Annotated in this window: 26 protein-coding genes and 1 pseudogene; 16 read left to right on the top strand and 11 right to left on the bottom strand. The window is 71.8% G+C overall.

What is annotated here, in order from left to right:
• Positions 1-50: 50 nt before the first annotated feature.
• From ACZ7M7_RS21030 to pdxR, 4 genes are all read right to left on the bottom strand, one after another.
• Complete coding sequence (locus ACZ7M7_RS21030; RefSeq protein WP_472119029.1) at positions 51-2,714, bottom strand: DUF7824 domain-containing protein; 2,664 nt, start codon at positions 2,712-2,714, stop codon at positions 51-53.
• Positions 2,711-4,120: an SWIM zinc finger family protein gene (locus ACZ7M7_RS21025; protein ID WP_472119026.1), complete on the bottom strand. Its 1,410-nt coding sequence runs from the start codon at positions 4,118-4,120 to the stop codon at positions 2,711-2,713. Before ACZ7M7_RS21025 ends, ACZ7M7_RS21030 begins: the two co-directional genes overlap by 4 nt.
• A 145-nt stretch (positions 4,121-4,265) precedes the next feature.
• On the bottom strand, positions 4,266-5,840 hold the full coding sequence (locus ACZ7M7_RS21020) for an alkaline phosphatase D family protein (RefSeq protein WP_472119023.1): 1,575 nt from the start codon (positions 5,838-5,840) through the stop codon (positions 4,266-4,268).
• 131 nt (positions 5,841-5,971) lie between these two features.
• Positions 5,972-7,387 (bottom strand): MocR-like pyridoxine biosynthesis transcription factor PdxR, encoded by a 1,416-nt coding sequence (pdxR, locus tag ACZ7M7_RS21015; RefSeq protein ID WP_383599421.1) that lies wholly within the window; start codon positions 7,385-7,387, stop codon positions 5,972-5,974.
• A gap of 335 nt (positions 7,388-7,722) precedes the next feature.
• Between pdxR and ACZ7M7_RS21010 the strand changes: the two are divergent.
• Positions 7,723-8,511 (top strand): annotated as a pseudogene (locus tag ACZ7M7_RS21010) (EamA family transporter); the annotation flags it as partial.
• Positions 8,512-8,604: 93 nt separating this feature from the next.
• Here the strand turns inward: ACZ7M7_RS21010 and ACZ7M7_RS21005 are convergent.
• The gene (locus tag ACZ7M7_RS21005; protein ID WP_472119020.1) at positions 8,605-9,435 is read right to left on the bottom strand and encodes an alpha/beta fold hydrolase; all 831 of its coding nucleotides are present in this window, start codon (positions 9,433-9,435) and stop codon (positions 8,605-8,607) included.
• A gap of 205 nt (positions 9,436-9,640) precedes the next feature.
• Between ACZ7M7_RS21005 and ACZ7M7_RS21000 the strand changes: the two genes are divergently transcribed.
• Both ACZ7M7_RS21000 and ACZ7M7_RS20995 read left to right on the top strand, forming a co-directional pair.
• Positions 9,641-10,525 (top strand): RNA polymerase sigma-70 factor, encoded by an 885-nt coding sequence (locus tag ACZ7M7_RS21000; protein WP_472119017.1) that lies wholly within the window; start codon positions 9,641-9,643, stop codon positions 10,523-10,525.
• A 169-nt stretch (positions 10,526-10,694) separates the two neighbouring features.
• Entirely contained in the window at positions 10,695-11,456 is a 762-nt protein-coding gene (locus ACZ7M7_RS20995; protein WP_472119014.1) for a GntR family transcriptional regulator, read from the top strand.
• 121 nt (positions 11,457-11,577) lie between these two features.
• On the opposite strand, the gene ACZ7M7_RS20990 is transcribed toward ACZ7M7_RS20995, so the two are convergent.
• The 3 genes from ACZ7M7_RS20990 to ACZ7M7_RS20980 all read right to left on the bottom strand — a co-directional run bounded on the left by ACZ7M7_RS20990 (position 11,578) and on the right by ACZ7M7_RS20980 (position 14,714).
• Positions 11,578-12,735, bottom strand: a complete 1,158-nt coding sequence (locus ACZ7M7_RS20990) for an ROK family protein (RefSeq protein WP_383599409.1) — start codon at positions 12,733-12,735, stop codon at positions 11,578-11,580.
• Between the two features lie 132 nt (positions 12,736-12,867).
• The gene (locus tag ACZ7M7_RS20985; RefSeq protein WP_383599406.1) at positions 12,868-13,530 is read right to left on the bottom strand and encodes a response regulator; all 663 of its coding nucleotides are present in this window, start codon (positions 13,528-13,530) and stop codon (positions 12,868-12,870) included.
• Positions 13,531-13,544: 14 nt separating this feature from the next.
• Positions 13,545-14,714, bottom strand: coding sequence for a sensor histidine kinase (locus ACZ7M7_RS20980; RefSeq protein WP_472119283.1), 1,170 nt, complete (start codon positions 14,712-14,714; stop codon positions 13,545-13,547).
• A 109-nt stretch (positions 14,715-14,823) separates the two neighbouring features.
• Here ACZ7M7_RS20980 and ACZ7M7_RS20975 point away from each other — a divergent pair, with 109 nt between their 5' ends.
• Genes ACZ7M7_RS20975 through ACZ7M7_RS20965 form a run of 3 tightly spaced genes read left to right on the top strand, consistent with a single transcriptional unit; the run spans position 14,824 to position 16,942 of the window.
• Positions 14,824-15,744 (top strand): ABC transporter ATP-binding protein, encoded by a 921-nt coding sequence (locus tag ACZ7M7_RS20975; RefSeq protein ID WP_472119010.1) that lies wholly within the window; start codon positions 14,824-14,826, stop codon positions 15,742-15,744.
• A 3-nt stretch (positions 15,745-15,747) separates the two neighbouring features.
• Positions 15,748-16,473: an ABC transporter permease gene (locus ACZ7M7_RS20970; RefSeq protein WP_383629334.1), complete on the top strand. Its 726-nt coding sequence runs from the start codon at positions 15,748-15,750 to the stop codon at positions 16,471-16,473.
• 40 nt (positions 16,474-16,513) lie between these two features.
• Positions 16,514-16,942 carry a hypothetical protein gene (locus ACZ7M7_RS20965; RefSeq protein WP_383599395.1) on the top strand — a complete coding sequence of 143 codons (429 nt, stop codon included), beginning with the start codon at positions 16,514-16,516 and terminating at the stop codon, positions 16,940-16,942.
• 32 nt (positions 16,943-16,974) lie between these two features.
• Here ACZ7M7_RS20965 and mug read toward each other — a convergent pair whose 3' ends face one another.
• The 3 genes from mug to ACZ7M7_RS20950 all read right to left on the bottom strand — a co-directional run bounded on the left by mug (position 16,975) and on the right by ACZ7M7_RS20950 (position 19,922).
• Positions 16,975-17,523, bottom strand: coding sequence for a G/U mismatch-specific DNA glycosylase (mug, locus tag ACZ7M7_RS20960; RefSeq protein ID WP_472119006.1), 549 nt, complete (start codon positions 17,521-17,523; stop codon positions 16,975-16,977).
• Positions 17,524-17,536: 13 nt separating this feature from the next.
• Positions 17,537-18,979, bottom strand: a complete 1,443-nt coding sequence (purB, locus tag ACZ7M7_RS20955; protein ID WP_472119003.1) for an adenylosuccinate lyase — start codon at positions 18,977-18,979, stop codon at positions 17,537-17,539.
• A 205-nt stretch (positions 18,980-19,184) separates the two neighbouring features.
• Positions 19,185-19,922: a GntR family transcriptional regulator gene (locus ACZ7M7_RS20950; protein WP_472119000.1), complete on the bottom strand. Its 738-nt coding sequence runs from the start codon at positions 19,920-19,922 to the stop codon at positions 19,185-19,187.
• 196 nt (positions 19,923-20,118) lie between these two features.
• Here ACZ7M7_RS20950 and ACZ7M7_RS20945 point away from each other — a divergent pair, with 196 nt between their 5' ends.
• The 10 genes from ACZ7M7_RS20945 to ACZ7M7_RS20900 all read left to right on the top strand — a co-directional run bounded on the left by ACZ7M7_RS20945 (position 20,119) and on the right by ACZ7M7_RS20900 (position 23,453).
• The gene (locus ACZ7M7_RS20945) at positions 20,119-20,367 is read left to right on the top strand and encodes a helix-turn-helix domain-containing protein (RefSeq protein ID WP_472118997.1); all 249 of its coding nucleotides are present in this window, start codon (positions 20,119-20,121) and stop codon (positions 20,365-20,367) included.
• Entirely contained in the window at positions 20,364-20,855 is a 492-nt protein-coding gene (locus tag ACZ7M7_RS20940; RefSeq protein ID WP_472118994.1) for a DUF6907 domain-containing protein, read from the top strand. Before ACZ7M7_RS20945 ends, ACZ7M7_RS20940 begins: the two co-directional genes overlap by 4 nt.
• Positions 20,855-21,004 carry a hypothetical protein gene (locus tag ACZ7M7_RS20935; protein WP_472118992.1) on the top strand — a complete coding sequence of 50 codons (150 nt, stop codon included), beginning with the start codon at positions 20,855-20,857 and terminating at the stop codon, positions 21,002-21,004. The genes ACZ7M7_RS20940 and ACZ7M7_RS20935 overlap by 1 nt, the downstream gene beginning before the upstream one ends.
• Before the next feature lie 2 nt (positions 21,005-21,006).
• Complete coding sequence (locus tag ACZ7M7_RS20930) at positions 21,007-21,222, top strand: hypothetical protein (RefSeq protein WP_472118988.1); 216 nt, start codon at positions 21,007-21,009, stop codon at positions 21,220-21,222.
• Positions 21,219-21,404: a hypothetical protein gene (locus ACZ7M7_RS20925; RefSeq protein ID WP_472118985.1), complete on the top strand. Its 186-nt coding sequence runs from the start codon at positions 21,219-21,221 to the stop codon at positions 21,402-21,404. The genes ACZ7M7_RS20930 and ACZ7M7_RS20925 overlap by 4 nt, the downstream gene beginning before the upstream one ends.
• Positions 21,401-21,571, top strand: coding sequence for a hypothetical protein (locus ACZ7M7_RS20920; RefSeq protein WP_472118982.1), 171 nt, complete (start codon positions 21,401-21,403; stop codon positions 21,569-21,571). Before ACZ7M7_RS20925 ends, ACZ7M7_RS20920 begins: the two co-directional genes overlap by 4 nt.
• Complete coding sequence (locus ACZ7M7_RS20915) at positions 21,568-21,936, top strand: DUF6907 domain-containing protein (protein ID WP_472118979.1); 369 nt, start codon at positions 21,568-21,570, stop codon at positions 21,934-21,936. Before ACZ7M7_RS20920 ends, ACZ7M7_RS20915 begins: the two co-directional genes overlap by 4 nt.
• A gap of 73 nt (positions 21,937-22,009) precedes the next feature.
• On the top strand, positions 22,010-22,207 hold the full coding sequence (locus ACZ7M7_RS20910; protein ID WP_472118976.1) for a hypothetical protein: 198 nt from the start codon (positions 22,010-22,012) through the stop codon (positions 22,205-22,207).
• Positions 22,204-23,136, top strand: a complete 933-nt coding sequence (locus ACZ7M7_RS20905) for a hypothetical protein (RefSeq protein ID WP_472118973.1) — start codon at positions 22,204-22,206, stop codon at positions 23,134-23,136. The genes ACZ7M7_RS20910 and ACZ7M7_RS20905 overlap by 4 nt, the downstream gene beginning before the upstream one ends.
• Positions 23,133-23,453: a hypothetical protein gene (locus ACZ7M7_RS20900; RefSeq protein WP_472118971.1), complete on the top strand. Its 321-nt coding sequence runs from the start codon at positions 23,133-23,135 to the stop codon at positions 23,451-23,453. The genes ACZ7M7_RS20905 and ACZ7M7_RS20900 overlap by 4 nt, the downstream gene beginning before the upstream one ends.
• The last annotated feature ends 17 nt before the right edge of the window (positions 23,454-23,470 follow it).

Here is a 23,470-nt window from a genome sequence, read left to right as displayed (position 1 = left end):
ACCGGGCGGTAAAGAACCTTTTTGTATTGATTTTTACGTTTCTTGTCGGGTCAGGCGGCCGCCAACGCGCTGCGCAGGCGCCGGGCCTGGGTCACCAGCCGGGACGAGCCACGGCGGTCCGCTGCCCGCGCCAGGTGCGGCAGTTCCTCGCGTGCCCCCGTTCGCTCGGCGCACTCCGCGGCGACGGCGATGAGATCCGCGAGGCCGCGTGGGGGCGCGGTCGCCCCACCCGTAGCTCCGTCCGGTGCGAGGTCCGCGAGCAGGACGGGCAGGGTGTGCCGGAGCATCTCCCAGATGGCGGCGTTCGCTCCCGTGGTCGCAGCCGTGCGCGCCGACTCCACGAGCCGCGACGGCTTCACGGCCCCCCGTCGCATCAACTGCCCCAGATCCGCGCCCATCCGGGCTGCGTCGAGCTGCCTGCGCGCCGCCAGCACCAGCAGGGCGTCCACGGCGGCGAGCCGGTCCTCCGGGTGCCGCGCACCGAGTCCGTACGCCACGGCCAAGTGCACCGCATCACCGGCCTCCCCGCCCGACTCGGCCAGCGCGGGCAGGACCGCCGCGTCGCCCCGGGTGTCGTCGACGGCGACCGCCGACAGTTCGCGCAGCATTCTGACCGCCACCAGTTCACGCTGCTCGGGCAGTAGGGCCAGCCAGTGCCGGCGCATGCCGTCGCCCCAGTGCCAGCAGTGCCAACGATCCCGGTCGAAGCTCACCGGCCGCCCCAACGGGCGGAATGCGGCCGGGAAGTCACCCTGAAACTCGGGGATCTCCCCGGATTCGACGAGTATGCGGTCCCCGGACATCCTCCGGTGGCACGCCGGCACGGCCGGAGCCCCGGTTGTCAGCCAGGCGGCGAGACGTGTCCCTTCCGCCGTGTCCAGCGCCGCCGCCCGCTCCGCGGCCGCCTCGGCCAACGCACGGTCAGCGCGTCGGACCCTTAGCAGCGCCTGTGCGAAGTCGGCCTCCGACACCCGGGCGCCGAGGCGCCGGTACTCGTCGAGACGCGCCACCAACTCGTCCGGCTCCAGCAGACCTGTGCCCCACGTGGGCGTGGACAGCAGGAACGGCAGAGGCTCGGTGCGGATCCGGTACGCCATCTCCCAGAAGCGGGCTTCGAAGGCCCGGGCGAGCGGGCTGTGGCCGCAGTCGCTGGTGACGGTCCCGCGCTGGACGGCCTTGTGGAGCGTCGCCGTGAGCACCTTCCCGCAGAGCGTCGCCAGCAGGAGTTCGAGACCGTGCGCCGCGTTGATCAGGCCGTGGTGCCTGGTGAAGTAGTCGTCCGCGCTGTAGGCGTACGCCTGCTCCCGGCCGTCCCACCAGCGGCGCGCGACGACGGGGTCCAGCGCCTCCAGCAGCCCGTCCCGCTCGCGGTACGCGTGTCGCACGAGTCCGTCCAGGGTCCTCTCGAATGCCGCCACGTCACCGTCGGACGCGAGCAATGCCCCGACTTCTTCGGCCAGTTCCTCCGCTGACTCGGGCGCGGGCGCGAGTCGCACGGGCTCCGGTGCGGGCGGCAACACCTCCTCGTACGGCTCCGGTTCCGGCGCCTCGGAGGACGCCCCCAGGCTCTGGGCGGCACGCATCCGGAGCGTGGGGATCAACTGTGCGGCGGCGGAGGCGAGTTCCTCCCGTGTCTCGGCCGTACCGGCTTTCCCCGCATGTCGTTCCACCAGCTTCAGCGCCCGCTCCTGTACGTCCGAGTCCTCGTGTCCGAAGGCCTGGGCGGCGGCGGGCAGCAGCTCATCTGCGGTGGAAGCGTCGCGGGCGAGAACCTTGCCCAGCAGTACCAGTTGGGCACGCACCAGCTTCTTCTCGGGGCGGAAGAGGACTGCGCTCGACATTTCGCCGAGTTGACGGGTGGTCAATTCGTCGTCCAGGGCCAACGACGCCAGCACCGACTGAGCGTGCGCGGCCACGACGGACCCGGCGTCGGAAGCCAGGGCCAGCCACTCGGCCGTGTGCTCCCGCTCCTCGTCCCGGGTCAGAGTGAGTGCGCGCAGCATGCGCAGGAACACCCGGTGGTCGGCGACCGGACCGCCCCGCAGCAGCCGGGCCAGGCATGCGTCGACCGTCGCCTTCCGGTCCAGGACGCCTTCGGTGGTGAGCGTCGCCAGCGCCTCGGTCCAGCTGTTCGGACCCTCGTCCGCGGTCCATGCCAGGCGGCTGCCGATGTCGTTCGTCTCGAAGAGCGCGGCCGTGAGCTGCGCGAGATGCGGGTCCTTGCGCAGCCGGTCCAGGACCGTGTCACCGAGCTGCCAGACATGGCCGATGTGCTCCACCCACCCGTGGACGTAGGCCTCCGTGGTCGGCACCGGGCAGCCGGAGAGCCGTACCAGGCCCGCCATCAGCTCATACGGCACACGCGAGCCGGTCGGCCGCTCGGCCAGCCGGTGGGCCACATCGCCGAGCCAGCCGGGGGACCGGTCGCCCAGGAGGTCGATCAGCACCGCTGGTGGAGCGGGCCACCAGCGCATGTCGGAGGCCGCCAGCCAACTCGCCACGCCGGCCGCACCGGTCTGGCATGCGGTCCCCGCCGCGTGCAGGGAGGGATAGGCGCTGCGGGCCTCAGCGGTCCACTGGTCCGCCCTCAGGTCCTTGCGCAGGGCCTTCAACTCCGGGAAGGACGCCCGCCGTTCGGCATCCGTCATCCCGTCCAGCAGGCTCACCACCTCGGCCGTCCGCCCGGCCCGTACCGCTTCCATCAGCGAACTCATCGCGCACCCCCGTCGACTCGTGCCATGTCCCGCTCCGCAGCGGCGATGCCTCGCCGCACCATCCGTACCGCCAGCGCGTGCTTGCACGGTCCGCGCCCGCCCCGGTACTTCGCCCACCAAAGACAGCTGCAGCTGAGCACGCCCGCCTCGTCGCGCACCCGGTGCACGTGCCCGTCCTCGGCCGTCACCGTCCCGACGGCGCCGTCCAGCGCGACCGCGCCCGCTGCCACGAGCGCCCGCGCTGAACGCAGCCGCGGGTTGTGGCGCTCGACGCGCTCGGCGTCGTACGGCAGCTCCCGGTGGAAGTAGGCCGCTTCCGCCGTGTCGTATCCGACCCGCCCCGACGTGCCCAGGCGGACCAGCGCCGCCCGGACGCGCTCGGGCGTGAGTCCGGAGGCGGCGGCCAGGTCGGCCACGTCGACGCGGGGCTCCCACGCGAGGAGCACCGCGATCAGCTCCGCGTCCTCGGCGGCCTCGTCCGCCGCGAGGGCGTCCAGGACACCGCCCTCGCCGGAGAAGCCGCGCGAGGCGTCGGGTGACAGCGTCAGCGTCAGCCGCATACCCGGCAGGACCACCTCCCAGGCGCTGGCCGTCGCCGCGGCGCCGCCTGTGACCGAGGGGCCGTACACCCGCAGGGCCGTGGCATGCCGCAGCACCCGCTGGAGCGCGACCAGCCGCTCGGGGCCGGGCAGGCACACCGCGCCGGGCACCGGGCGAGTGGTCGGCCGCAGCCCGCTCCCCGTAGGCACCACCCATCGCGCGCCGATCGATGCGCCCCGCGCCCCACCGCGCGGCAGCGATCGCAGGAAACGCACGGCCTCCGCGGCCGGCAGCTCGGCCCGCAGGTCGAAGCCGGCCGCTATCACCTGGGCTTCGGCGAAGCCCCGCAGCCAGCGGTCGGGGAGCGGCACCTTCTTCTCCACGACCGGCCCGTCCAGCGTGGTCACCGCCAACTCCTCCGGGCCCACCCGCAGATGGAGGGGATCGTCCGCCCCGATCCTCGACAGGGCCTCGCGCAAAGGGTTGTTGACGTCGACGTTCGTCGTGCCGTGCCCCACTTCGCCGCCGTCCAGGCCCGATTCCAGCACGTCCAGACGGGCGTACACCCCGCAGCAGCCGGAGAAGGACTCGAAGCGCAGCCGGTCACCGTTCCCCGTCACCACCGGGTCGAGGGAGGCGCGCAGCTGCTGCTGGTAGTACCGGGCGGCCGCCACGTCGGCCACCGCGAGCAGTCCGGCGGAGGCCACCTGAGGAGACGTCAGGAAGCCCGCGAAGAACCGCGGGTGGTCCTCGACGCCCGAGGGCGTCGCACCTCGTGAGGTTTCGAGCCCCAGGCGCTGTCCGTCCGCGGCGGACTCCAGCACGGAGGGTTGGCAATAGGCCACGGCCTGCAAAGATCGCGTCATGGAAAAACCGTAGAGGCGACCACTGACAATCGACCCTGACCTGCGAAAACACCGTCTGGGGTGGGGAGTACGACCGTGCCGCGCCCCGGGGGATGACGCCGGTGCGCGGCACGGATTCCAGGCTAAGGCCTCCCGGCCACGGGAGTTACTGACCGACCCGGCCCGGCTGCAGGACCTGCGTGAACAGCACGGTGCCGTCGGACTCGCGCAGCCGCACCGTCAGTTCGCCGCTGCCGCCGTCGATGTCGACCTCGCCGAAGAACTGGTAGCCGCCGGCGGGCGAGACGTTCGCGGTCGTCGGCGCCTTGATGAACACCCGGTCCGGACCGAAGGTGTTGTCCAGGGTGTTCGCCGGGAACGCGCCCGCGTTGAGCGGGCCGGAGACGAACTCCCAGAACGGCTCGAAGTCGTTGAACGAGGCCCGCGACGGCTGGTAGTGCTGGGCCGAGGTGTAGTGCACGTCGGCGGTCAGCCACACCGTGCCGGTGATCCTGCGGTGCTTGATGAACCGCAGCAGCTCGGCGATCTGCAGCTCCCGCCCCAGCGGAGCCCCCGGGTCGCCCTGTGCGACGGCCTCGATGTTCGGCTTGCCGTCACCGGTGTCCGGCACCACCAGCCCCAGCGGCATGTCGGAGGCGATCACCTTCCACACCGCCCGGGAGCGGGCAAGTTCGCGCTTGAGCCACTGCAGTTGATCGGCGCCGAGGATGCCCTGCGCGTCGGTGGCCTGGTCGTCGGTCGAGTTGGCGTTGCGGTAGGTGCGCATGTCCAGCACGAACACGTCCAGCAGCGGGCCGTGGTTGACCACCCGGTACACGCGGCCGTCGGGCCGGCGCAGGGTGGAGATGGGGAAGTACTCCGAGAACGCCTGCCGGGCACGGGTGGCCAGGACGTCGACGTTCTTCTCGGTGTAGCGGGAGTCGGCGAGGATCTCGCCGGGGTACCAGTTGTTGGTGACCTCGTGGTCGTCCCACTGGATGATGGACGGCACCTGGGCGTTGAACCGCTTGAGGTTGTCGTCGAGCAGGTTGTAGCGGAAGTTGCCGCGGAACTCGGCCAGGGTCTCGGCGACCTTGGACTTCTCCTCGGTGGTGATGTTCCGCCAGGTGCTGCCGTCGGGCAGGGCGACGGACGCCGTGATCGGGCCGTCGGCGTAGATGTTGTCGCCGCTGCAGAGGAAGAAGTCCGGGTTCAGCGCGGCCATCGCGTTGTAGATCCGGTAGCCGCCGAAGTCCGGGTTGATGCCCCAGCCCTGCCCGGCGAGGTCGCCCGACCACACGAAGCGCACTCCGTCGCGCCGCCGCGCGGAGGCCGTACGGAACGTGCCGGTGACCGGCTCGCCGGTGCGGCGCGGGTCGTCGGGGTCGGCGAGCAGCACGCGGTAGTGGATCTGCTCGCCGGACGGCAGGCCGCGCAGCCGGGTCGTGCCGGTGAAGTCGGTGTCCGCGCCGAGCAGCGGGCCGTGCCATCTGTGCGGTGTGCGGAACGACTCGGTCGCGGACGTCTCGACGATCATCCGGGCGGGACGGTCGGAGCGCACCCACACCAGCCCCGAGCCGCAGGTCACGTCGCCCGTCTGTACGCCCCAGCCCGCCTTGGGACGTCCCGACAGGGCGAACGCCGGCGCCGAGCCGAGCGCGGTGGGCAGGGTGAGCGCCGCCGAAGCGGCGAGCGAGCCGCGCAGAACGCTGCGGCGGCCCGGGGACGGACGGTGTGACATGGAGGCCTCCAGGGGCGGGATCCGGCCAGTGTGCACAGCCACAACTACTGGTGCGCCGCAGCGCACACGGAAACCACAAGTGAACAACTGACCGCATGGGCAGGGGAACCGGTGTGCAGGAGCAGTACCGCTCAGCGCGGACCCGCGACGACCGCCTCGGCCATGAGCCGTACGCCCGCCCGGATCCGCGTCGGCGCGAGGTGCGCGTATCCCAGGACCAGCCGCACACCCGGGCGTCCGCCCTCCCCGGCACGCGCGTGTGTGTAGTCCGTCAGAGGGCGCACCGCCACCCCGGCCGCGGCCACGCGCGCGAGGAACCGCTCCTGGGGTCCGTACCGCTCCGGCAGTGCGGCGATGACGTGCAGGCCCGCGGCGATCCCGGACACCTCCGCGCCCGGGAAGTGCTCCTCCAGGGCGGATACGAGGGTGTCGCGGCGCTCCCGGTATGCGCGCTGGCACCGGCGCAGCTGGCGGTCGTAGTCGCCGCGCTCCACGAAGCGGGCGAACAGCGCCTGATCGAGGGTGGGATGACCGAGGTCCATGGTCCGTTTCCGCTCGACGACATCCTCGGCCAGCACCTCCGGCACCAGCAGCCAGCCGAGCCGGAGCCCCGGTGCCAGGGACTTGCTGACCGACCCCGCGTACGCGACGCGCTCGGGGTCGAGTCCCTGGAGTGCGCCGACGGGTGCACGGTCGTACCGGAAGTCGCCGTCGTAGTCGTCCTCCAGGAGGAATCCGTCGACGGACCGCGCCCAGTCGAGCAGCTCGGCACGGCGACGCGCGGAGTAGGCGATGCCGGTGGGGAACTGGTGGGCCGGGGTCGTGACGACGGACCGTACGCCCGACTCCCGCAACGGGCCGAGGGCGAGCCCCTCGTCGTCCAGCGGCAGTGGCACCGTGGCCACCCCCGCTGACGCGTAGAGGGCGTCGTGCTGCGGGCTCCCGGGGTTCTCCACGCCCACTTCGCGCATCCCGCGCGCGTGCAGCACGAACCCGAGCAGCGTCGTCGCCTGCGCCACCCCGGAGACGACCACGATGCGCTCGGGGTCCGTGACGACGCCCCGGCGCCGCGCCAGCAGCTCCGCCAGCGCCGTACGCAGCCGGGGGAGCCCGCGCGGGTCGGGATAGCCGAGCTCGTGGTGCGGCAGTTCGGCCAGCACCCCGCGCTGCGCGGCGGCCCACGCGGCGCGCGGGAACAGCGACATGTCCGGCGTCCCGGGTACGAAGTCGGCGTGGGCGCCCGTGGCGCGTGGAGCTAGATCACGCGCACGTGGCCGGGCGGCCCGTACGGCACTGCCCACCCAGGTCCCCGCACCCCGGCCGCTGCGCAGATAGCCCTCCGCCGTCAGCTGCTCGTACGCCTCGGTGATCAGCCCGCGTGACACGCCGAGGTCGGCCGCGAGATCCCGGCTCGACGGCAGCCGTGTGTCCGGCGCCAGCCGCCCCGACCGCACCGCCTCACGCAGCGCCGCCTGCAGCGAACGCCCACGCGCGCGTGCCGGAGCCGAAGCGGCGGGCAGCAGCAACTCCCAGGCAGCGGAGTCCATATGAGGCTGGGGGTCACCCGCGTCCGGCGTCGCCGGGCCCTGCGCTCGGCGGGTCGGCTCCGCCGGATCGCCCGCGGAAGGCGTCGCAGAGGGCCGCGCCTGCCCACCGTGGCCGCTCGCCCGGCCTGCCGCAGCGGATGCGGCCGACCCGGCCGATCCCGCCGACCCGGCCGGCTCGCCTGCCCGCGATCCCGCAGTGCGCCCCTCCTGCCCCGCGCGATCCCCTGTCGAGGCCTCCGAGGAGTGCCGAGCCGTCCTGTCGGCCGGATTGGTCTGCGATGGCGTCATGAAAGTGGACCTTAATCCGGACCGCTGCGCTTCCTAGCGTCGCTTCCATGAACGCCAACGCCACGCGCGGAGCCCTCCTCGCCGCGCTCGCCTGCATCCTCGTCGGGGGATCCTTCACCGCCAACAGCCTCCTCGGCGACTACCCGTACGCCGGCGGTCAGTTCCTCCGATACACCCTCGCCTGCCTCCTGCTCGTCCCGTTGGCCGGGCGTGACGCCGCGGCCCGGCTGCGTGCGCTCGCGGCCCGTCAGTGGGCCCGACTCGTGGTGCTCGCCGCGGTCGGGATGGTCGGCTTCAACCTGGCTGTGATCGCCGCCGAGCGGACGGCCGAACCAGCGGTTCCCGGGGTCTTCGTCGGCTGCGCGCCGGTGGTCGTGGCCGTCGTCGTCCCGCTGCTGGACAAGCGCCGCCCCCAACGGACGGTCCTGTACGGGGCGTTGCTCGTCGCCGCGGGCGCGGTCACGGTCCAGGGCTGGGGGCGTACGGACGGCGCCGGCATTGCCTTCTCCGTGTGCGCGCTGGTCGGCGAGGTCGGTTTCGCCGTCCTGGCCGTGCCCGTGCTGCGCCCTCTGGGCCCGCGGCTGCTGTCCGCCACGGTGTGCGGTGTCGCGGCGGTCGAGTCGGCGGCGGCCGGACTGCTCCTGGACGGCACCGCGTGGCTGCGACGGCCCGACACCACCGAGGCGGTCGCTCTGCTGTGGCAGGCGGTGGTCGTGACCGTGGTCGGCTTCGTGTGCTGGTACATGGGCATGCAGCGGATCGGCGCCGAGCGCGCCACGCTCTTCTCCGGCCTCATCCCGGTGGCCGCCGCCTGCACCGCCCCGCTCGTCGGAACGGGCTCCTACGGCGCCGTACAGGCGCTGGGGAGCGCCCTGGTCGGTGCCGGAGTCGCCCTGGGCTCGGGCGCGTTGGCGCGCGCCCCGCGTGGGTCAGCGGCTGCCGTCGAGGATGACGCGCGCGACCAGGGCCGGATCATCGTTCATGGGGCAGTGGCCGCAGCCGGGCAGCCTGACGAGGCGCGCCCGGGGGATGATCTGCTTGGCGCGCACTCCCTGGCGGCGCACGAGCAGCCGGTCCCTGGTGCCCCAGGCCACGGTGACGGGGATCCCGGGGATGTCTTCGGAGAACCGGATGGTCCGGCCGGCGTCGAGGGTCTGGTCGAAGCCCGTGGCCCGCGCGAGCGCCAGGGTCTCGGCGACCACGGCCTCGGGTGACCGGCGGCCGGGGCGGGCGTAGATCGTGCTGGTCAGGACTGTACGGCCGGCCGCCGACCGGGACAGTTGCTCCACCAGCGGCAGCGGCAGCCGGCGCGAGATGTGCCGCATCGCGAGCAGCACGCCGAAGGCGTAACGCCGCTCGGCCTCTGACCAGAACCCGGCCGGGGAGAGGGCGGTGACGGACCGCACGAGCTTCTCGCGGCCGAGTTCGAGCGCGATCAGGCCACCCAGCGAGTTGCCCACCACATGCGGCCGGTCGAGCTCCATGGCCTCGCAGAAGGCTCCGAACACGGCCGTCGTCGTCGCCAGGTCGTAGGAGAGGGTGCTCGGCAGGCCCGGGGATGTTCCGAAGCCGGGCAGGTCGACGGAGATCACATCGCGCTCGGTCGCGAGGATGTCCACCACCGGCTCCCAGACCTGCCGGTGGTGCCCGATCCCGTGCAGCAGGAGCAGGGGTTCGCCGCTCCCCACGCGCGTGTAGTCGACGCTCACGCTCTGCGGGCCGTGGGGAGAGGCGACCTGGAAGGAGACGGTGGCGGACATGGGGTGCTCCTCGGCTGGGACACGCTGACGGACGGCCGTAGACAGCTTGTCAGCAATTGCTACCGACGGGTAGACCCTGACGGTCGTGGACATCGGGCACGCGTGCCCCCGCCAACCCGCCCCGCGTCCCCGAGGTTGAACGACACAGGGCCGGGGGCGACCATTTCGCCTGGACACGGCCGGACGTGTCGGCTGGGATGGAGCGGTGACCACCGACACCGAGACCGACGTCTTCGAAGAGCACCGCCCCGTCCTCCTGGGGGTCGCCTACCGCATGCTCGGGCGTGTGGCCGACGCGGAGGACGTGGTGCAGGAGGCCTGGCTGCGCTGGTCGGGCGCCGACCGGTCCGAGGTGCGCGAACCACGTGCCTACCTGGTGCGCATCACGACCCGGCTCGCCATCGACCGACTGCGCCAGGTCAAGGCGCGCGGCGAGACCTACGTCGGCCCCTGGTTGCCCGAGCCGTACGTCACCGACTTCGGGGACGCCGTCCCGGACACCGCCGAGCGGGCCGTCCTCGCCGACTCCGTCTCCCTCGCTGTCCTCGTCGTCCTGGAGTCACTGTCGCCGCTGGAGCGGGCGGTGTTCGTCCTCAGGGAGGCCTTCGGCTACCCGTACGCCGAGATCGCCGCCATGCTCGAGCGGGGCGAGGCGGCGGTGCGCCAGCTGGCCGGGCGGGCCCGCAAGCATGTCGACGAGCGGCGGCCGCGGTACGAGGTGGATCCGGCCCAGCGACGCGATCTCACCGAACGGTTCCTGGCCGCGGCGGCGGGGGGCGATCTGGAGGGGCTCATGTCGCTGCTGGCCCCGGACGTCCGTCTCATCGGCGACAGCGGCGGCAAGGCCAAGGCGCCGGTGCGGGTCCTGGAGACGGCCGACAAGGTCGGGCGCTTCCTCGTGGGCGCCACTCGGAATGCCGTTCCCGATGTCACCTTCCGGTTCCTGGAGATCAACGGCGGTCCCGCGGTGCTGGTGCGGTCCGGCGACAAGCCCGACAGCGTCTTCCAACTGGACGTCCTGGACGGGCAGATCCAGTCGGTCTACATCATCCGCAACCCCGACAAGCTGACGTCACTGGCGACCGCGTAGCTCCCACCGCCCCGTCCCGGCGGTGGTGGCGCGCCGGTCCCGTGAACGCTCCCGGCGATTGGTATTGACCAAGGGTGGGGGCCGCCCTATGGTCGCAGATAAGTGCAACAACCTTTAATAAACAAGGGCGCTAAAACGCCGACGGGCCACGGCGATTGCGGAGGACAGGGTGGGGACCACGCAGCTGGAAACGGTGCCGGAACCGAAGTACTGGCATCTGAGGACCGTGCTCAGTGAGGCACTGGACTCCGAGTTCACCGTAGGCGAGATTCTGCCCAACGAACGCGACCTGGCAGCTCGTTTCGGCGTCGCCAGGGCCACGCTCCGCCAGGCCCTGGAACAGCTCGAACTGGAAGGCAGGCTGCAGCGCCGCCGCGGTGTCGGTACGACTGTCGCGCCGCCGCGCGTGGGTGTGTCCGTCGGGGGCGAGCAGCACGCCTGGCCCGGGGCGGCCGACGACGTCTGGCAGCCCGTGGACTGCGTACTGGCGGCTGCGCCCGCGTCCGTCGCGGACGCCCTGGAGCGCGGCCGGGACGAGGCCGTGCACACCGTGCGCCGCTCGCGCGTGACCCACGGCCAGCCTGTCGCCGCCGAACTGCTGTACATCCCGCACTCGTCGGTGCCCGACCTCTCCGCCATCGACGCCCCGTCCGGAGCGGCACGCGCGCGTGCCGTGCTGCGTGAGCTGCAGCGCCTGGAGCTGGAGGGCCAGGACAGCGCCGTCGAGCTGGGCTCGGCCCGCGCGGACGACGCCAAGGAGCTGGACCGTCTCCCGGGGGCGCCCGTCCTCGTCGTGACCACCCGCTACATCGCCGAGGGCCGTACCGCCGCGCTCTCCGTCGCCACCTACCGTGCGGACACCTGCCGGCTGACGTTCGGCGACTCCGGCGGCGTGGAGATCCACCAGGGCCCGGAGCGCCAGGCGTCCTGACGTCGTACCTGCACATGCCTCGCGCCCCGGATCCACTCCGGGGCGCGTTGCGTATGCAGGAGCACAGAGGGCGCGTCACTGCCGCCAGTGGCGCGCTGTGCCGATGCTGACCGCCTGACCGTCAGCGTCGCCCCGTCACAGTCCCCTCCACCGCGAACAGCTGCTCCTCCACATGGTCGAGAGCGAGCCGCAGTGCTCCGGTCGCCACGGCGGCCTCGCCGAGGAGGGACAGCGCGACCTTCGGGGGGCGCAGGCAGTAGCGGGCCAGCTCGCGGCGCAGCGGCTCCAGTACGCCGTCCAGGCCGGCCGCCCAGCCGCCGACGACGACCAGCTCGGGGTCGAGGGCGAGGACGAGGGCTGCCACGTCGTGGACGAGGCGCTGGATGAAGCGCTCGACGGCTGCGAGGGCCTGCTGGTCGCCGTCGCGGGCCTGGGCGAAGACCTTGGCGACGGCGTGCTCGTCGAGCGGGCGCAGAGGCTCGTCCGTGGTGGACAGCAGCGTCTCCGGAGTCGCCTCCCGGCCCAGCAGATGCAGCGCGCCGATCTCACCGGCCGCGCCGCCGTAGCCTCGGTGCAGCTGACCGCCGATCAGCGAACCGGCGCCCGGGCTCAACCCGGCCAGCACGAACACCACGTCGTCGGACTCGGTGGCGGAGCCCTTCCAATGCTCGGCAACGGCCGCAGCGTTGGCGTCGTTCTCCACCAGGACCGGGCACTTGAAGGAACGGCTCAGCCGCTCGCCCAGCCTGAGCCCCGTCCACTCGGGCAGCGCGGCGCCCAGCCGCACGGTCCCGTCCGCCTCGACGATGCCCGGCGTCGCGACCCCCACGGCACGCAGCGAGTTGCGTGCCACACCGGCCCGGCGCAGCAGCTCGGCCACGCCCGTCCGCACCCGGTCGAGGCGCTCGTCGGCCGGAGCCGTCTCGTCGACGTCCTTGGCGATGGCGCCGAGAATCCGGCCGTCCAGGTCGGCGAGGAGCGCCGCGACCCGATGCGACCCGATCTCCACGCCGAGCAGATGACCGGCCTCGGCCCGGAACCGGAACCGGCGCGCGGGCCGGCCCTGGCGCCGCACGACACTCTCATCGGCCGCCTTCTCGACGACGTACCCCGCCTCGATGAGCCCCTCGACGACACCCTCGACGGTCGGCCGGGACAGCCCGGTCACCCGGGTGATCTCCGTCAGCGTGGCGGCGTCCGTGGCACGCAGCGCGTGCAGCACCACCGCGGAGTTGATCCTTCGCAGCAGCGAGGGATCCCCGCCGGTCAGTGGCCCCAACGTCCGTCCTCCCAGCTTGTGCGCATGTTGGGCGGATGGTACTCGCAGTGGCGATCCCGGGCGAGTGTCAGGGCACCCCGGACCTACCGGTCGGTCCGTCCGGCTGTCCTCGCCTCGGCCCCGGGGGAGGGATCACCCCGGCGCCACGAACCCCGACTCGTAAGCCGTGATCACCGCCTGCGTGCGGTCCCGCGCCCCCAGTTTGGCCAGGACGGCGCTCACGTGGGACTTCACCGTCTCCGTCCCCACCACCAGCCGGGCCGCGATCTCGGCGTTCGACAGTCCGCGTGCCATCAGCCGCAGCACCTCGGCCTCCCGCTCGGTCAGCCGGGCCCGCTCCAGCACGGCGCGCGCCGCCCGGTTGCCGCCGTCGTCGCCGTACTGCGCGGCCAGTTGCCGCACCGACGCCGGGAACAGCAGCGACTCGCCCTCGGCGACCAGCCGCACGGCGTGCACGATCTCGGCAGGGCGGGCCCGCTTCAGCAGGAAGCCGTCGGCACCGGCCCGCAGCGCCTCGTACACGTACTCGTCGTTCTCGAAGGTCGTGACGACAAGGATCTTCGGCGGATCGTCGACCGTGCGCAGCACCGCGCGCGTGGCCTCGATCCCGTCCAGCAGCGGCATCCGTACGTCCATGGCGATCACGTCGGGCCGCAGCTGCCGCACGAGCGGGATCACCGCCGCCCCGTCGGCGGCCTCTCCGACGACCTCGATGTCGGGCTGCGCCTCCAACACGGCCCGCAGACCCGCGCGTACGAGGGGTTCGTCGTCGACGAGGAGAACGGTGACCGGCATCCGGTCAGCCTAGATCAACTCAGCGGCAGCTCAACATGTACCTGCCAGTCACCTTCGTCGGGGCCGGTTTGCGCATGTCCGCCCAGCAGGGCGGCGCGCTCGCGGATACCGCGCAGGCCGCTGCCCCGGCCGGGCCCGGGTATGTCGGCCGTGAGCGGATTGCGGACCTCGAGGGTGAGTGTGCCGTCCGCGACGGCGATGCGTGCCCGGACCGGCACCGCGCCCGCGTGCCGCAGCACATTGGTCAGCGATTCCTGGAGGATGCGGTAGCCCTCCCGGGAGACAGGGCCGGGCACCGTTTCCAACGGTCCCGTCAGCTCGATGTCGACCTTCGCGCCCGACGCCCGCGCGGACTCCAGCAGACGGTCCGCGTCCGTCAGCGTCGGCCGGCTGCTGACCGGCCGCTCCGACTCGCGCAGGATGCCGAGGACTCGCTCCAGGTCTTCCAGGGCGGCCCGGCCGGTCTCCTCGATGGCGTCCAGGGCCCGGTCGGTGAAGGCGGGGTCGCGGGCCGCGCGCGCCGCACCCGCCTGCACGACGGCCACGGTCAGGGCGTGGCCGATGGAGTCGTGGAGTTCACGGGCGATGCGCGTGCGTTCCAGGAGCTGTTCGGTCCGCTCCTCCATGGCCGCGAGGCGCTCGGCCGGCGTGGGGCCCAGGAGGCGGCGGGCGAGTGCGGTGATGAGATGGCCGGAGGCGACCACCGTCACCGCCAGTGCGGCCAGCAGTAGCGGCACCAGCAGGACGTTCCACCAGCTGGGGCCGTCGAGGGTGAACAGTCCGCCCTCCTCGAAGTCCCGGTCGAACGGTGCCGTCAGCAGGTGCACCGTGCCGAAGAGCAGTTGGGTGACGCATATCGCGGTCGCGTAGCCGAGCAGGAGCCGTGCCTCCAGCCAGACGACGAGTCGCCCCCGGTCTCCCCACGAGGCGGACGGCGCGACCACGATGTCCGTGCTCCCCTGATCGTGCCGGTGTCCGGTCAGCAGCAGCCTCGCCTGGAGCCCCTCCGCGGTCCGCATCGCGGGCACCAGCGCGGCGGGGGCGAGCACGGCTGCCGCCACCGGCCAGATCCACCACGCTTCCCGGACGAACAGCCACATGCTCGGCCACACGATGCCGATGAACAGATGCAGCAGCCGTGTGTACGTCACCGCCCGACCGAACGGGCGCAGCAAGCGGACCATTTCGTCATCGTGCCAGCCGCCACTGACAACGGACCTCCCCCGCACGGGGGAGACGATCTCCACCCGCGGGGGAAGAGCCGCCCCACCCCCGGCGGCCAGGCTTACTGCCATGACCAGCATCGAAGTCCAAGCCCTCACCAAGGAGTACGGCAACCGGCGAGCCGTGGACGACCTCACCTTCACCGTCCTCCCCGGCCGCGTCACCGGCTTCCTCGGCCCCAACGGCGCCGGGAAGTCCACCACCATGCGGCTCGTCCTCGGCCTCGACCGGCCGACGTCCGGAACCGCCACGATCGGCGGTCGCGCCTACGCCGCACTCGACGAACCCCTGCGGCAGGTGGGCGCGTTGCTCGACGCCCAGGCCGCGCACGGCTCCCGGACCGGCCGGGATCATCTGCGCGTCCTCGCCGCGACCAACCGCATCCCGCACCGTCGCGCCGACGCGGTGCTGGAGGAGACGGGGCTGGCGTCGGTGGCGGGCCGCAGGGTGAAGACGTACTCCCTGGGCATGCGCCAGCGACTCGGCATCGCCGCGGCCCTCCTCGGTGACCCGGAGGTCCTCCTGCTGGACGAGCCGTCCAACGGCCTCGACCCCGAAGGCATCATCTGGATCCGTGAGTTGCTGCGCCGGCTCGCGGGGGAGGGGCGCACGGTCCTGGTCTCCAGCCACCTCATGAACGAGACCGCGTCCTTCGCGGACCACCTCGTGGTCCTCGGCCGGGGGCGTCTGCTGGCCGACACCCCCATGCGGGAGTTCATCCACGCACGCGTGGAACCCCGCGTCCGTATCCGCACCTCGGACGCCACCGCACTGAAAACCGCGCTCGCCCGGCACGGTCACGACACCGTCCAGCACGGGGACGGGCACTGGAGCGTGCGCCACGCGCGCGTGGACGACATCGGCCGCCTCATGTCCGAGGCCGGCGTCCCCATCCTCGAACTCGCCACCGAAGAGGGCACCTTGGAGCAGGCCTACCTCGATCTGACCGCGACCGAGGCCGAGTTCACCGCACAGCCCCAGGAGGCCTGAACCATGGCATTCGCGCCCGTACTCCACTCGGAGTGGCTCAAGATCCGTACGCTGCGCTCACTGCCGGGAGCGCTGCTGGCACTGTTCGCCGTGACCACGGCGTTCTCCGCGCTGGCCGGTACCGAAGGGAGCTCCGACCCGGAGTTCGACCCGCTGTTCACGGCCATGTTCGGGATTCTGCCGGGCCAGATCGCCGCCATCTCGTTCGGGGCGATGGCCGTGTCGTCGGAGTATCACGGGGGTGCCCTCCGGCTGTCGCTCGCGGCGGTCCCGCAGCGCGGACGCTGGTTCGCGGCGAAGGTGACGGCCATCGCAGTCCCGGCACTGCTCGTGGGACTCGGCACCGCCTTCACCGCGCTGGTGGTGGCACGCGCGGGACTCGGCTCCGCGGCGAACGGACTCACCACGGCCGAGCAGGTCCGCGGGGTCGTGGGCTGCGGGATCTACCTCATGCTGATGGCGTTGTTCGCGGCGGGTCTCACCGCGGTGCTGCGCAGCGGTGTCGCCACGCTCTCCATCCTGATCCCGTTCATCCTCGTCGTGTCGTTCGTGATCGGCGACGCCGCCGGCACCGTCGCGGACTTCCTGCCCGACAAGGCAGGCCAGATCGCCCTGCACCAGACCTACGCCGGCACCCTCGGACCCTGGTCGGGACTCGCGGTGACCGCTGTGTGGACGGCGGCGGCGCTGCTGGCGGGGGCGTGGAGCGTACGGCGCCGGGACGCCTGACGGCACACCAATTGTCAGTGCGGCCGGGTTTACTGGACCCATGAACATCGCACGGCATATCGCCCTCATCGACGAGCTGTGCTTCCGCCCCTTTCCGGCGGAGCACGGCCCGTCGGACGTCGGCGACGGGGGGCCCGGGTATCACGTCGCGGTGTTAGACAGAAGCGGGGACGACTGCGGGACGCGCGCGGCGACGGTGGAGCAGTTCGAGAAGCACCGGGACGCCCTGTACGAGGTGTACGCGCCCCAATGGCGGCACACCCATCCGTTGAACCTGCAGACCGTGCTGCTGCGCACCGAGCGGGAGGACATACCCGAGCCCTGGCGGCTTCTCAGCGCCCGCGCCGACGTCGCCTGCCTCTGGGAGGCGGAGGGGACGGGCCGCTGGATCGCGGTGGCCGTCGCCGACCGGGACCCGGCCGACGACGTCCAACTCCTGGCCGTGGTCACGGACGTCGATCCACCGTGACGCGTCAGGTGACGTCGACCCACCTGACGTGGTCAGGCCTGCTCCGCCGCCATCCGCAACCTGGCGAACTCCTCCGCCATCGTCTGCGCCGTCCAATGCGCGTTCAGCCCGCTCGGGTTCGGCAGCACCCACACGCGCGTGCCCCCGATCATCCGCTCCTGCGGTCCCACCTGCGCCTTGCGGTCGTCGAAGGCCGCCCGGTAGGCGGTCACCCCGACGACGGCCAGCCAACGCGGCCGCAGCCGGGCCACCTTCGTCTCCAGCAGCCGCCCGCCGTCGCGGTACTCCTGCGCGCTCAGCTCGTCGGCTCGCGCGCTCGCCCGCGCCACGACGTTCGTGATGCCGAGCCCGTAGGACAGCAACTCCTCCTGCTCCGACGGCTTCAAGAGCCTCGGCGTGAACCCGGACAGGTGCAGGACCGGCCAGAAACGGTTGCCCGGGCGGGCGAAGTGATGGCCGGTCGCGGCCGTCATCAGACCGGGGTTGATGCCGCAGAACAGCACATGGAGACCGTCCGCGACGACGTCCGGCACCAGACGGTCGCGGGCGGCCTCCAACTGCTCGGCGGTGAAGCGCATCATGCCGTGGGCGACGTCAGAGGATCGCCCCGGGCGTGTAACCGGCGGCTTCCGGACGCTGCTTCACGATCTCCTCGATCCGGCCCACGACGACACCGACCTGGTCGGCCGCGGCACCGGTGAAGGACAGCTTGTCGGCCATCAGGGCGTCCAGGCCTGCGCGGTCGAGCGGGATACGCTCGTCGGCGGCCAGCTTGTCGAGCAGCTCGTTGCGCTCGGCACCCTGCTCGCGCATCGCCAGCGCGGAGGCGACGGCGTTCTCCTTGATCGCCTCGTGCGCGACCTCACGGCCGACGCCGGCGCGCACCGCGCCCATCAGCACCTTGGTGGTGGCGAGGAACGGCAGGTAGCGGTCCAGCTCGCGGGCGACGACCGCCGGGAAGGCGCCGAACTCGTCGAGCACCGTCAAGAACGTCTCCAGCAGGCCGTCCAGTGCGAAGAACGCGTCCGGCAGCGCGACCCGGCGCACCACCGAGCAGGACACGTCACCCTCGTTCCACTGGTCGCCCGCCAGCTCGCCGGTCATCGAGGCGTAGCCGCGCAGGATGACCATCAGGCCGTTGACGCGCTCGCAGGAGCGGGTGTTCATCTTGTGCGGCATCGCGGAGGAGCCGACCTGGCCCGGCTTGAAGCCCTCGGTCACCAGCTCGTGCCCGGCCATCAGACGGATAGTCTTCGCCAGCGACGACGGCGCCGCCGCCAGCTGCACCAGCGCGGTCACGACCTCGTAGTCCAGCGAGCGCGGGTAGACCTGGCCCACCGAGGTGAACGACTGTGCGAAGCCCAGGTGCCCGGCGATCCGGTTCTCCAGCTCCGCCAGCTTCGCCGCGTCCCCGCCGAGCAGGTCCAGCATGTCCTGCGCCGTACCGACCGGGCCCTTGATCCCGCGCAGCGGGTAGCGGCCGAGGAGCTCCTCGACCCGGCCGTACCCGACGAGCAGCTCGTCGGCCGCGGTGGCGAAACGCTTGCCGAGGGTCGTGGCCTGGGCGGCGACGTTGTGGGAGCGGCCGGCCATGACCAGCTCGCCGTACTCGCCGGCCAGCTTGCCCAGGCGCGCCAGCACGGCCACCGTGCGGTCGCGCATCAGCTCCAGCGAGAGCCGGATCTGCAGCTGCTCCACGTTCTCGGTGAGGTCGCGCGAGGTCATGCCCTTGTGGACGTGCTCGTGCCCGGCGAGGTCGTTGAACTCCTCGATCCGTGCCTTCACGTCGTGCCGCGTGACCTTCTCGCGCTCGGCGATGGAGGCCAGGTCGACGGTGTCGAGGACACGCTCGTAGTCGGCTAGCGCCTCGTCCGGCACCTCGATGCCGAGGTCCTTCTGGGCGAGCAGCACGGCGAGCCAGAGCTGCCGCTCCAGCTTCACCTTCTGCTCGGGGGACCAGAGCGTGGCGAGCTCGGTGGAGGCGTAGCGTCCGGCGAGGACGTTCGGGATGCGGGGCTTGGCGGGCGCAGAAGTCACGTGTCCAGAGTTTACCGTCCGTCCATACAGGCTCTGACCTGTCCATGTGATGTAGGAACGCACAGGTCACGGACGTACTGAGAGAGGCTGCGCGCACCCGTCCGTGAGACGTGTGTGAGACGCCCTGACACGACGAAGGCCCCCTGTCCGGCTCACCGGATGGGGGCCTTTCTTGCGTTCGCCCGACTTAACCGCGCGGAGCACGTCAGCCGAGGTCGTACTCCGAGGACAGCTCACGGCCGACGCCGAGATAGTCGACCGCGTACTCGGTCGGCTCCCCGTTCTGGTCCCAGTAGTGATTGATCACGGCGACGGTCGGCGTGCCCGCCTCGGCTTCCAGTGGGCTGGCGACGTCCTCGGGTACATCGCGGAGCGCCACCGTGTCCCGACGTCGGACAACTCGGCGGCCGGTGCGTTCCTCGATCAACCCGAACGTCATCTTCGGGAGCGGCGCGACCTCGAGGAATTCCGGCGCCTGCTCGGCGAGTTCGGCGGCGATCCATGTCGTCGACACTGTGACGACGCCCGTGCTGTCGAGGTACCGGCGTCGTCGTCGCGCGACCTCGGCGCCGGCCTCCAGACCGAGGGCGTCGGCAACCTCTTGGGTCGCAGGCTCCCTCACAGCGTCGAGGATCTCGACTCGCTCGTCGTCGCCGATGGTCGCCGTGCCGGCCTGCAGCTTGGCGAGCCGGTCGGCGCCGGCCGTGAGCTTCTTCGGCTGGGCAACGATGGTTCCGACGCCGGGCGTGGCCGTGGCGTAGCCCTCGGCGCGCAGCACGCCGGGCACTCGTGCGGCCGTGGCCCTGCTGACGCCTTCGGTCTCCATGATCTGACTTACCGAGGGCACGCGATCGCCAGGCTGGAGGTCGCCGCTCTCGATGCGGGCGATGATCTGCGCCGCGATGCGCTGGTACGGCGGTAGGGCCGAGAGATCACGAACCATGAAAACTCCAAACTTCTAGAACGTTCTGCAATGCCTGTTGACTCTGTAGGTCTTCTAGAACATCCTAGGCGTGTACCCAATCGGCGCGACAGATCCCGATTGGGACAAGCCAGTCATGCCAAAGCCCTGACGGGGTGACCTCGGTGTTCCAGCACCGAGCCCGCCAGGGCCTCGCATCCAAGAGTCGAGGTCTCAGATGCACGCTGAGCTTATTACGCCTGCCCAGACGCAGGCTCCGGAGCGGACGGAACCGCTCAAGGTCAAGGACATCGCTGCCGCTCTCCGCGTGAACACCGCCACGGTGTACGCCGAGATCAAGGACGGCCGCCTCCCGTCGTACAGGGTCGGCCAGGGCCGCGGCACCATCCGCGTCTCCCGGGCCGCCTTCGCGCAGTACCTCGCCGACCGCGGCATCCCCGCCGCAGAGCTGGCGGTGGCACTGTGACGACCAGCAACGTCCACCCGTTCCCCGCGGTCAAGCCGGGCTTCCGCCTGGTGCCGGCGAGGGTCGGCCGCGGCGACCGGAAGCAGATCGTCTACGTCGAGTGCCCGCTGTGGTGCACTCAGGACCACGTCGACAACTTCCAGTACGACGTCGAGGACATCACCCACTACGGCGACATGGCGGGTGTGGTCGTCCCGACGATGACCACCGACTTCGCGCACTTCACGTGGTCGACCCGGGTGGCCTCGGACCCGATGGCGTCCGAGCCGAGCCTGAGGGCAGCGCACGTCATCATCGACGAGGAGACGCCTGACGAAGCTCGTCTGACCCCGGAGATGGCGGAGCAACTGGCCGACGACATCATCGGCTTCGCCGCGTCCATCCGGCACGCCGCCCGGACGGCCCGTCTGCACAACGCCTCTCAGGGCGACTCGGACCCGGACATGGACGAGGCCCTGCGCCGAGTGCGTCAGGGTGGTGTCGCCTGATGCCGCGCCGCAACGCGAACGTGAATCGCAGCCGCTACCAGGTCATCGACTCGGTCGACCTGACGCGTGTCGAGGAGACGCCGGCCCCGCGCCCGCTGCCCTCCAAGCAGTCCTCCCGTCGCCGCGCCCTGCGCGTCCGGGGGTGGTGACCGTGGACGCCTACGAACCGCTGCGCGCCCCGGGCTACACGCCGCCGAAGGCTGAGTCCCTCACCGTTGAACTGGCAGTCACCCGGCGCGCCCTCGGCGAGACGGCCCCGCTCAACATCCACAACCACATGGACATGTTGAAGGCCGCCGTTGCCCTCGACTGCCGCCTCCGCGCCCTGCTCGCCGCGATCGAGACCGAGCGAGGTGATGGGGGGTGAACGAGCACATCGAACTGACCCTGCACCAGCAGTCGCAGGTCGAGGTGGCCCGCGAAACGCTCGCCTCGGTCGACGGCAGCAAGCTGGACGACATCTACCGGGCCGCCTACATGGTCGGCCGCCTCGAGGTCGCCCTGCGCTCCGTGCTGGAGATCATCGACGGCAAGGGCGGTGCGGAGTGAATCCCACCGAGGCCCTCGCTCTGGTGCAGCGTCTCCTGACGGAGGCGCTGGGCCAGCCCGACCAACCCACCACCTACGTGCGCGGCCTGGCGGAGCGCAACGGCGCCCTTAAGGCGTCCATCCGTGCCGCCCTGGCCGTCATCGACCAGGCGGGGGTGGAGAAATGAGCAGCCTCCGCACGGTGACCGTCCACACGGCCGACGGCCCGGTAACGATGCCTGAGCCGTTCTGGTGCCTCGGACAGCACGAGCCCGAGGGATACCGAGAGGACATCTGCCACGAGGGCGAGGAGATCCCGCTGCTGGTGCCCACGGGCTGCCACGGCGAGGTTCGTCTCGGGGTGGCATCGCTGACTCAGCACCCGTTCTCCCCGTCGGATGCGCGTGTGCTGGTCGCGGTCGAGTTCGACGAGCTCCACGAGTACGACGCCCGCGAACTGGCGGACATGCTCGACTCCCTCGTCGCCTGGGCCGTCGGCCCCATGCACGCCCTCGTCGAGCGGCTGCAGCTGCTGGAAGGCGGCGAGTCATGACCGACGAGCAGCGCAAGGAGCTGTCGAAGAAGGTCGACGAGGCCAACCGACGCAGCCGGGAGGGGTCCGGCAAATGACGTCCCGTTGGCCCGTGCGCCGCCCGACCGAGCACGCCGGCATTCGTGCCGCGTGCCGGTCGGCCCGGCCGATCCCCCCTGTACCCGCCCTGATGGCTGCGCTGATCGAGGCGAACGACCGCCGCGACCGTGAAGCCGTCTGTCTCGCCGCGCACCGCGTCGTGCGGGCCGCTGCCCCGGAGGTGGGCGAATGAGCACCATCAGGAAGGCGGCGCCCTGGGTGCTGCCCGCCGCTCTCACCGTCATCGCTGTCGTGTGGGCCGTCGCTGCTATCGGTGGCATCCTCACCTCGACCGCACACCCTGCGTTCGCGTACAGCGTCGCCGTGCTCTATGACGCCGTCTGGCTGTACGCCCTGGCGCAGGAGACCGCGCACCGCCGGCAGGGCTCCAACGCCCGGCTGCCGAAGGCGATTGGCTGGGTGTTCCTGCCGCTGACCGTCGCCGTGCTGGCCGTTCACGGGCTGCTCGCCGGTGACGTCCTGGCCGCCGTCGTCGGCGCACTCATCCCCGTGCTGGCCAAGGTCACTCTGGTGATGGCGATCGACCGGGACCGTACCCGGATCAGCCCCCGCGCCCAGGCCGCCATCGACCGGACCCGTGCCACGACCCGTGACCGCATCGCCGTGTCCCGCGCCGTGGCCGCGGCCCGCGCCGACGAGACCAAGGCCGCCGCCGACATCGTGAAGGCAGCCCGGGAGGCGGAGGCGAAGGCGGTCACCGTCACCCACGACGCCTACGAGCGGTACGCCGAGGTGATCGACCAGCATCCCCTGCCGGAGGTTGGGGAGCTGCCCGGCCTAGTCTCCGACAGGGAGCTGGAGGCCCTGCTGTCCGGGGGCGTGCCGGAGGGTGTTCCCGCACTTGGCACGGGGGGTGACGGATCGTCCGGCACGGTTGGCGGCACGCCCTCGGCACAGGCGGCGAAGGCCGCTAACGATCAGGCGGTGGCACTGCTCGCCGCGCAGCTGTACGCGACCAACCCGCCGCCGTCGAAGCGGAAGTTCCGGGAGGCCATGCGGGCGGAGATGAACACCCGTGGCCTGACCGGCTCGTGGGAGACGATCGACGCCCTGTACGACCGGGAGAAGGCTCTGGCAGGGCCGGGCGGGGGCACCCCGTGAGCGACGCCCTCGACAAGGCGGAGGCCGCCGCCAGGGAGGCCGCCGACAACACGGACCTCACCCGGATCGTCGCCGCCGTCCTCGCCACCCAACAGGCCGTGCAGCAGCAGACGCAGGCCCCGGCGCAGCAGTGCCAGCACGACCACCACAAGCCGCGTCGCAGCACGGGCGAGTGGATCGGCATCGCCTGCGCCGTGTGCGTCGGCGGCGTCGGGATCGCCTTCGCATCGATCGCCATCGCCATCGGCGGGATCTCCGTCGCGATCCTCGCCCTGGTCCTGCGCTCCATCTGGACCGACTATCAGAAGGGCCGCTGACCTGCCCTTCCGTCCTC

The organism is Streptomyces sp. NPDC111606, assembly GCF_055656945.1.
This window is presented reverse-complemented; position numbering and strand designations above follow the sequence as displayed.

What these genes read in the sequence shown, in the direction of transcription:
- ACZ7M7_RS20905 (WP_472118973.1), top strand. Translation starts at nt 22,204, where the DNA reads ATGAGCACCATCAGGAAGGCGGCGCCCTGGGTGCTGCCCGCCGCTCTC.
- ACZ7M7_RS21025 (WP_472119026.1), bottom strand. Translation starts at nt 4,120, where the DNA reads ATGACGCGATCTTTGCAGGCCGTGGCCTATTGCCAACCCTCCGTGCTG.
- ACZ7M7_RS21020 (WP_472119023.1), bottom strand. Translation starts at nt 5,840, where the DNA reads ATGTCACACCGTCCGTCCCCGGGCCGCCGCAGCGTTCTGCGCGGCTCG.
- ACZ7M7_RS20915 (WP_472118979.1), top strand. Translation starts at nt 21,568, where the DNA reads ATGAGCAGCCTCCGCACGGTGACCGTCCACACGGCCGACGGCCCGGTA.
- ACZ7M7_RS20975 (WP_472119010.1), top strand. Translation starts at nt 14,824, where the DNA reads ATGACCAGCATCGAAGTCCAAGCCCTCACCAAGGAGTACGGCAACCGG.
- ACZ7M7_RS20965 (WP_383599395.1), top strand. Translation starts at nt 16,514, where the DNA reads ATGAACATCGCACGGCATATCGCCCTCATCGACGAGCTGTGCTTCCGC.
- ACZ7M7_RS21030 (WP_472119029.1), bottom strand. Translation starts at nt 2,714, where the DNA reads ATGAGTTCGCTGATGGAAGCGGTACGGGCCGGGCGGACGGCCGAGGTG.
- mug (WP_472119006.1), bottom strand. Translation starts at nt 17,523, where the DNA reads ATGATGCGCTTCACCGCCGAGCAGTTGGAGGCCGCCCGCGACCGTCTG.
- ACZ7M7_RS20980 (WP_472119283.1), bottom strand. Translation starts at nt 14,714, where the DNA reads ATGGTCCGCTTGCTGCGCCCGTTCGGTCGGGCGGTGACGTACACACGG.
- pdxR (WP_383599421.1), bottom strand. Translation starts at nt 7,387, where the DNA reads ATGGACTCCGCTGCCTGGGAGTTGCTGCTGCCCGCCGCTTCGGCTCCG.
- ACZ7M7_RS20910 (WP_472118976.1), top strand. Translation starts at nt 22,010, where the DNA reads ATGACGTCCCGTTGGCCCGTGCGCCGCCCGACCGAGCACGCCGGCATT.
- ACZ7M7_RS20945 (WP_472118997.1), top strand. Translation starts at nt 20,119, where the DNA reads ATGCACGCTGAGCTTATTACGCCTGCCCAGACGCAGGCTCCGGAGCGG.
- ACZ7M7_RS20970 (WP_383629334.1), top strand. Translation starts at nt 15,748, where the DNA reads ATGGCATTCGCGCCCGTACTCCACTCGGAGTGGCTCAAGATCCGTACG.
- ACZ7M7_RS21005 (WP_472119020.1), bottom strand. Translation starts at nt 9,435, where the DNA reads ATGTCCGCCACCGTCTCCTTCCAGGTCGCCTCTCCCCACGGCCCGCAG.
- ACZ7M7_RS20950 (WP_472119000.1), bottom strand. Translation starts at nt 19,922, where the DNA reads ATGGTTCGTGATCTCTCGGCCCTACCGCCGTACCAGCGCATCGCGGCG.
- ACZ7M7_RS20935 (WP_472118992.1), top strand. Translation starts at nt 20,855, where the DNA reads ATGCCGCGCCGCAACGCGAACGTGAATCGCAGCCGCTACCAGGTCATC.
- ACZ7M7_RS20985 (WP_383599406.1), bottom strand. Translation starts at nt 13,530, where the DNA reads ATGCCGGTCACCGTTCTCCTCGTCGACGACGAACCCCTCGTACGCGCG.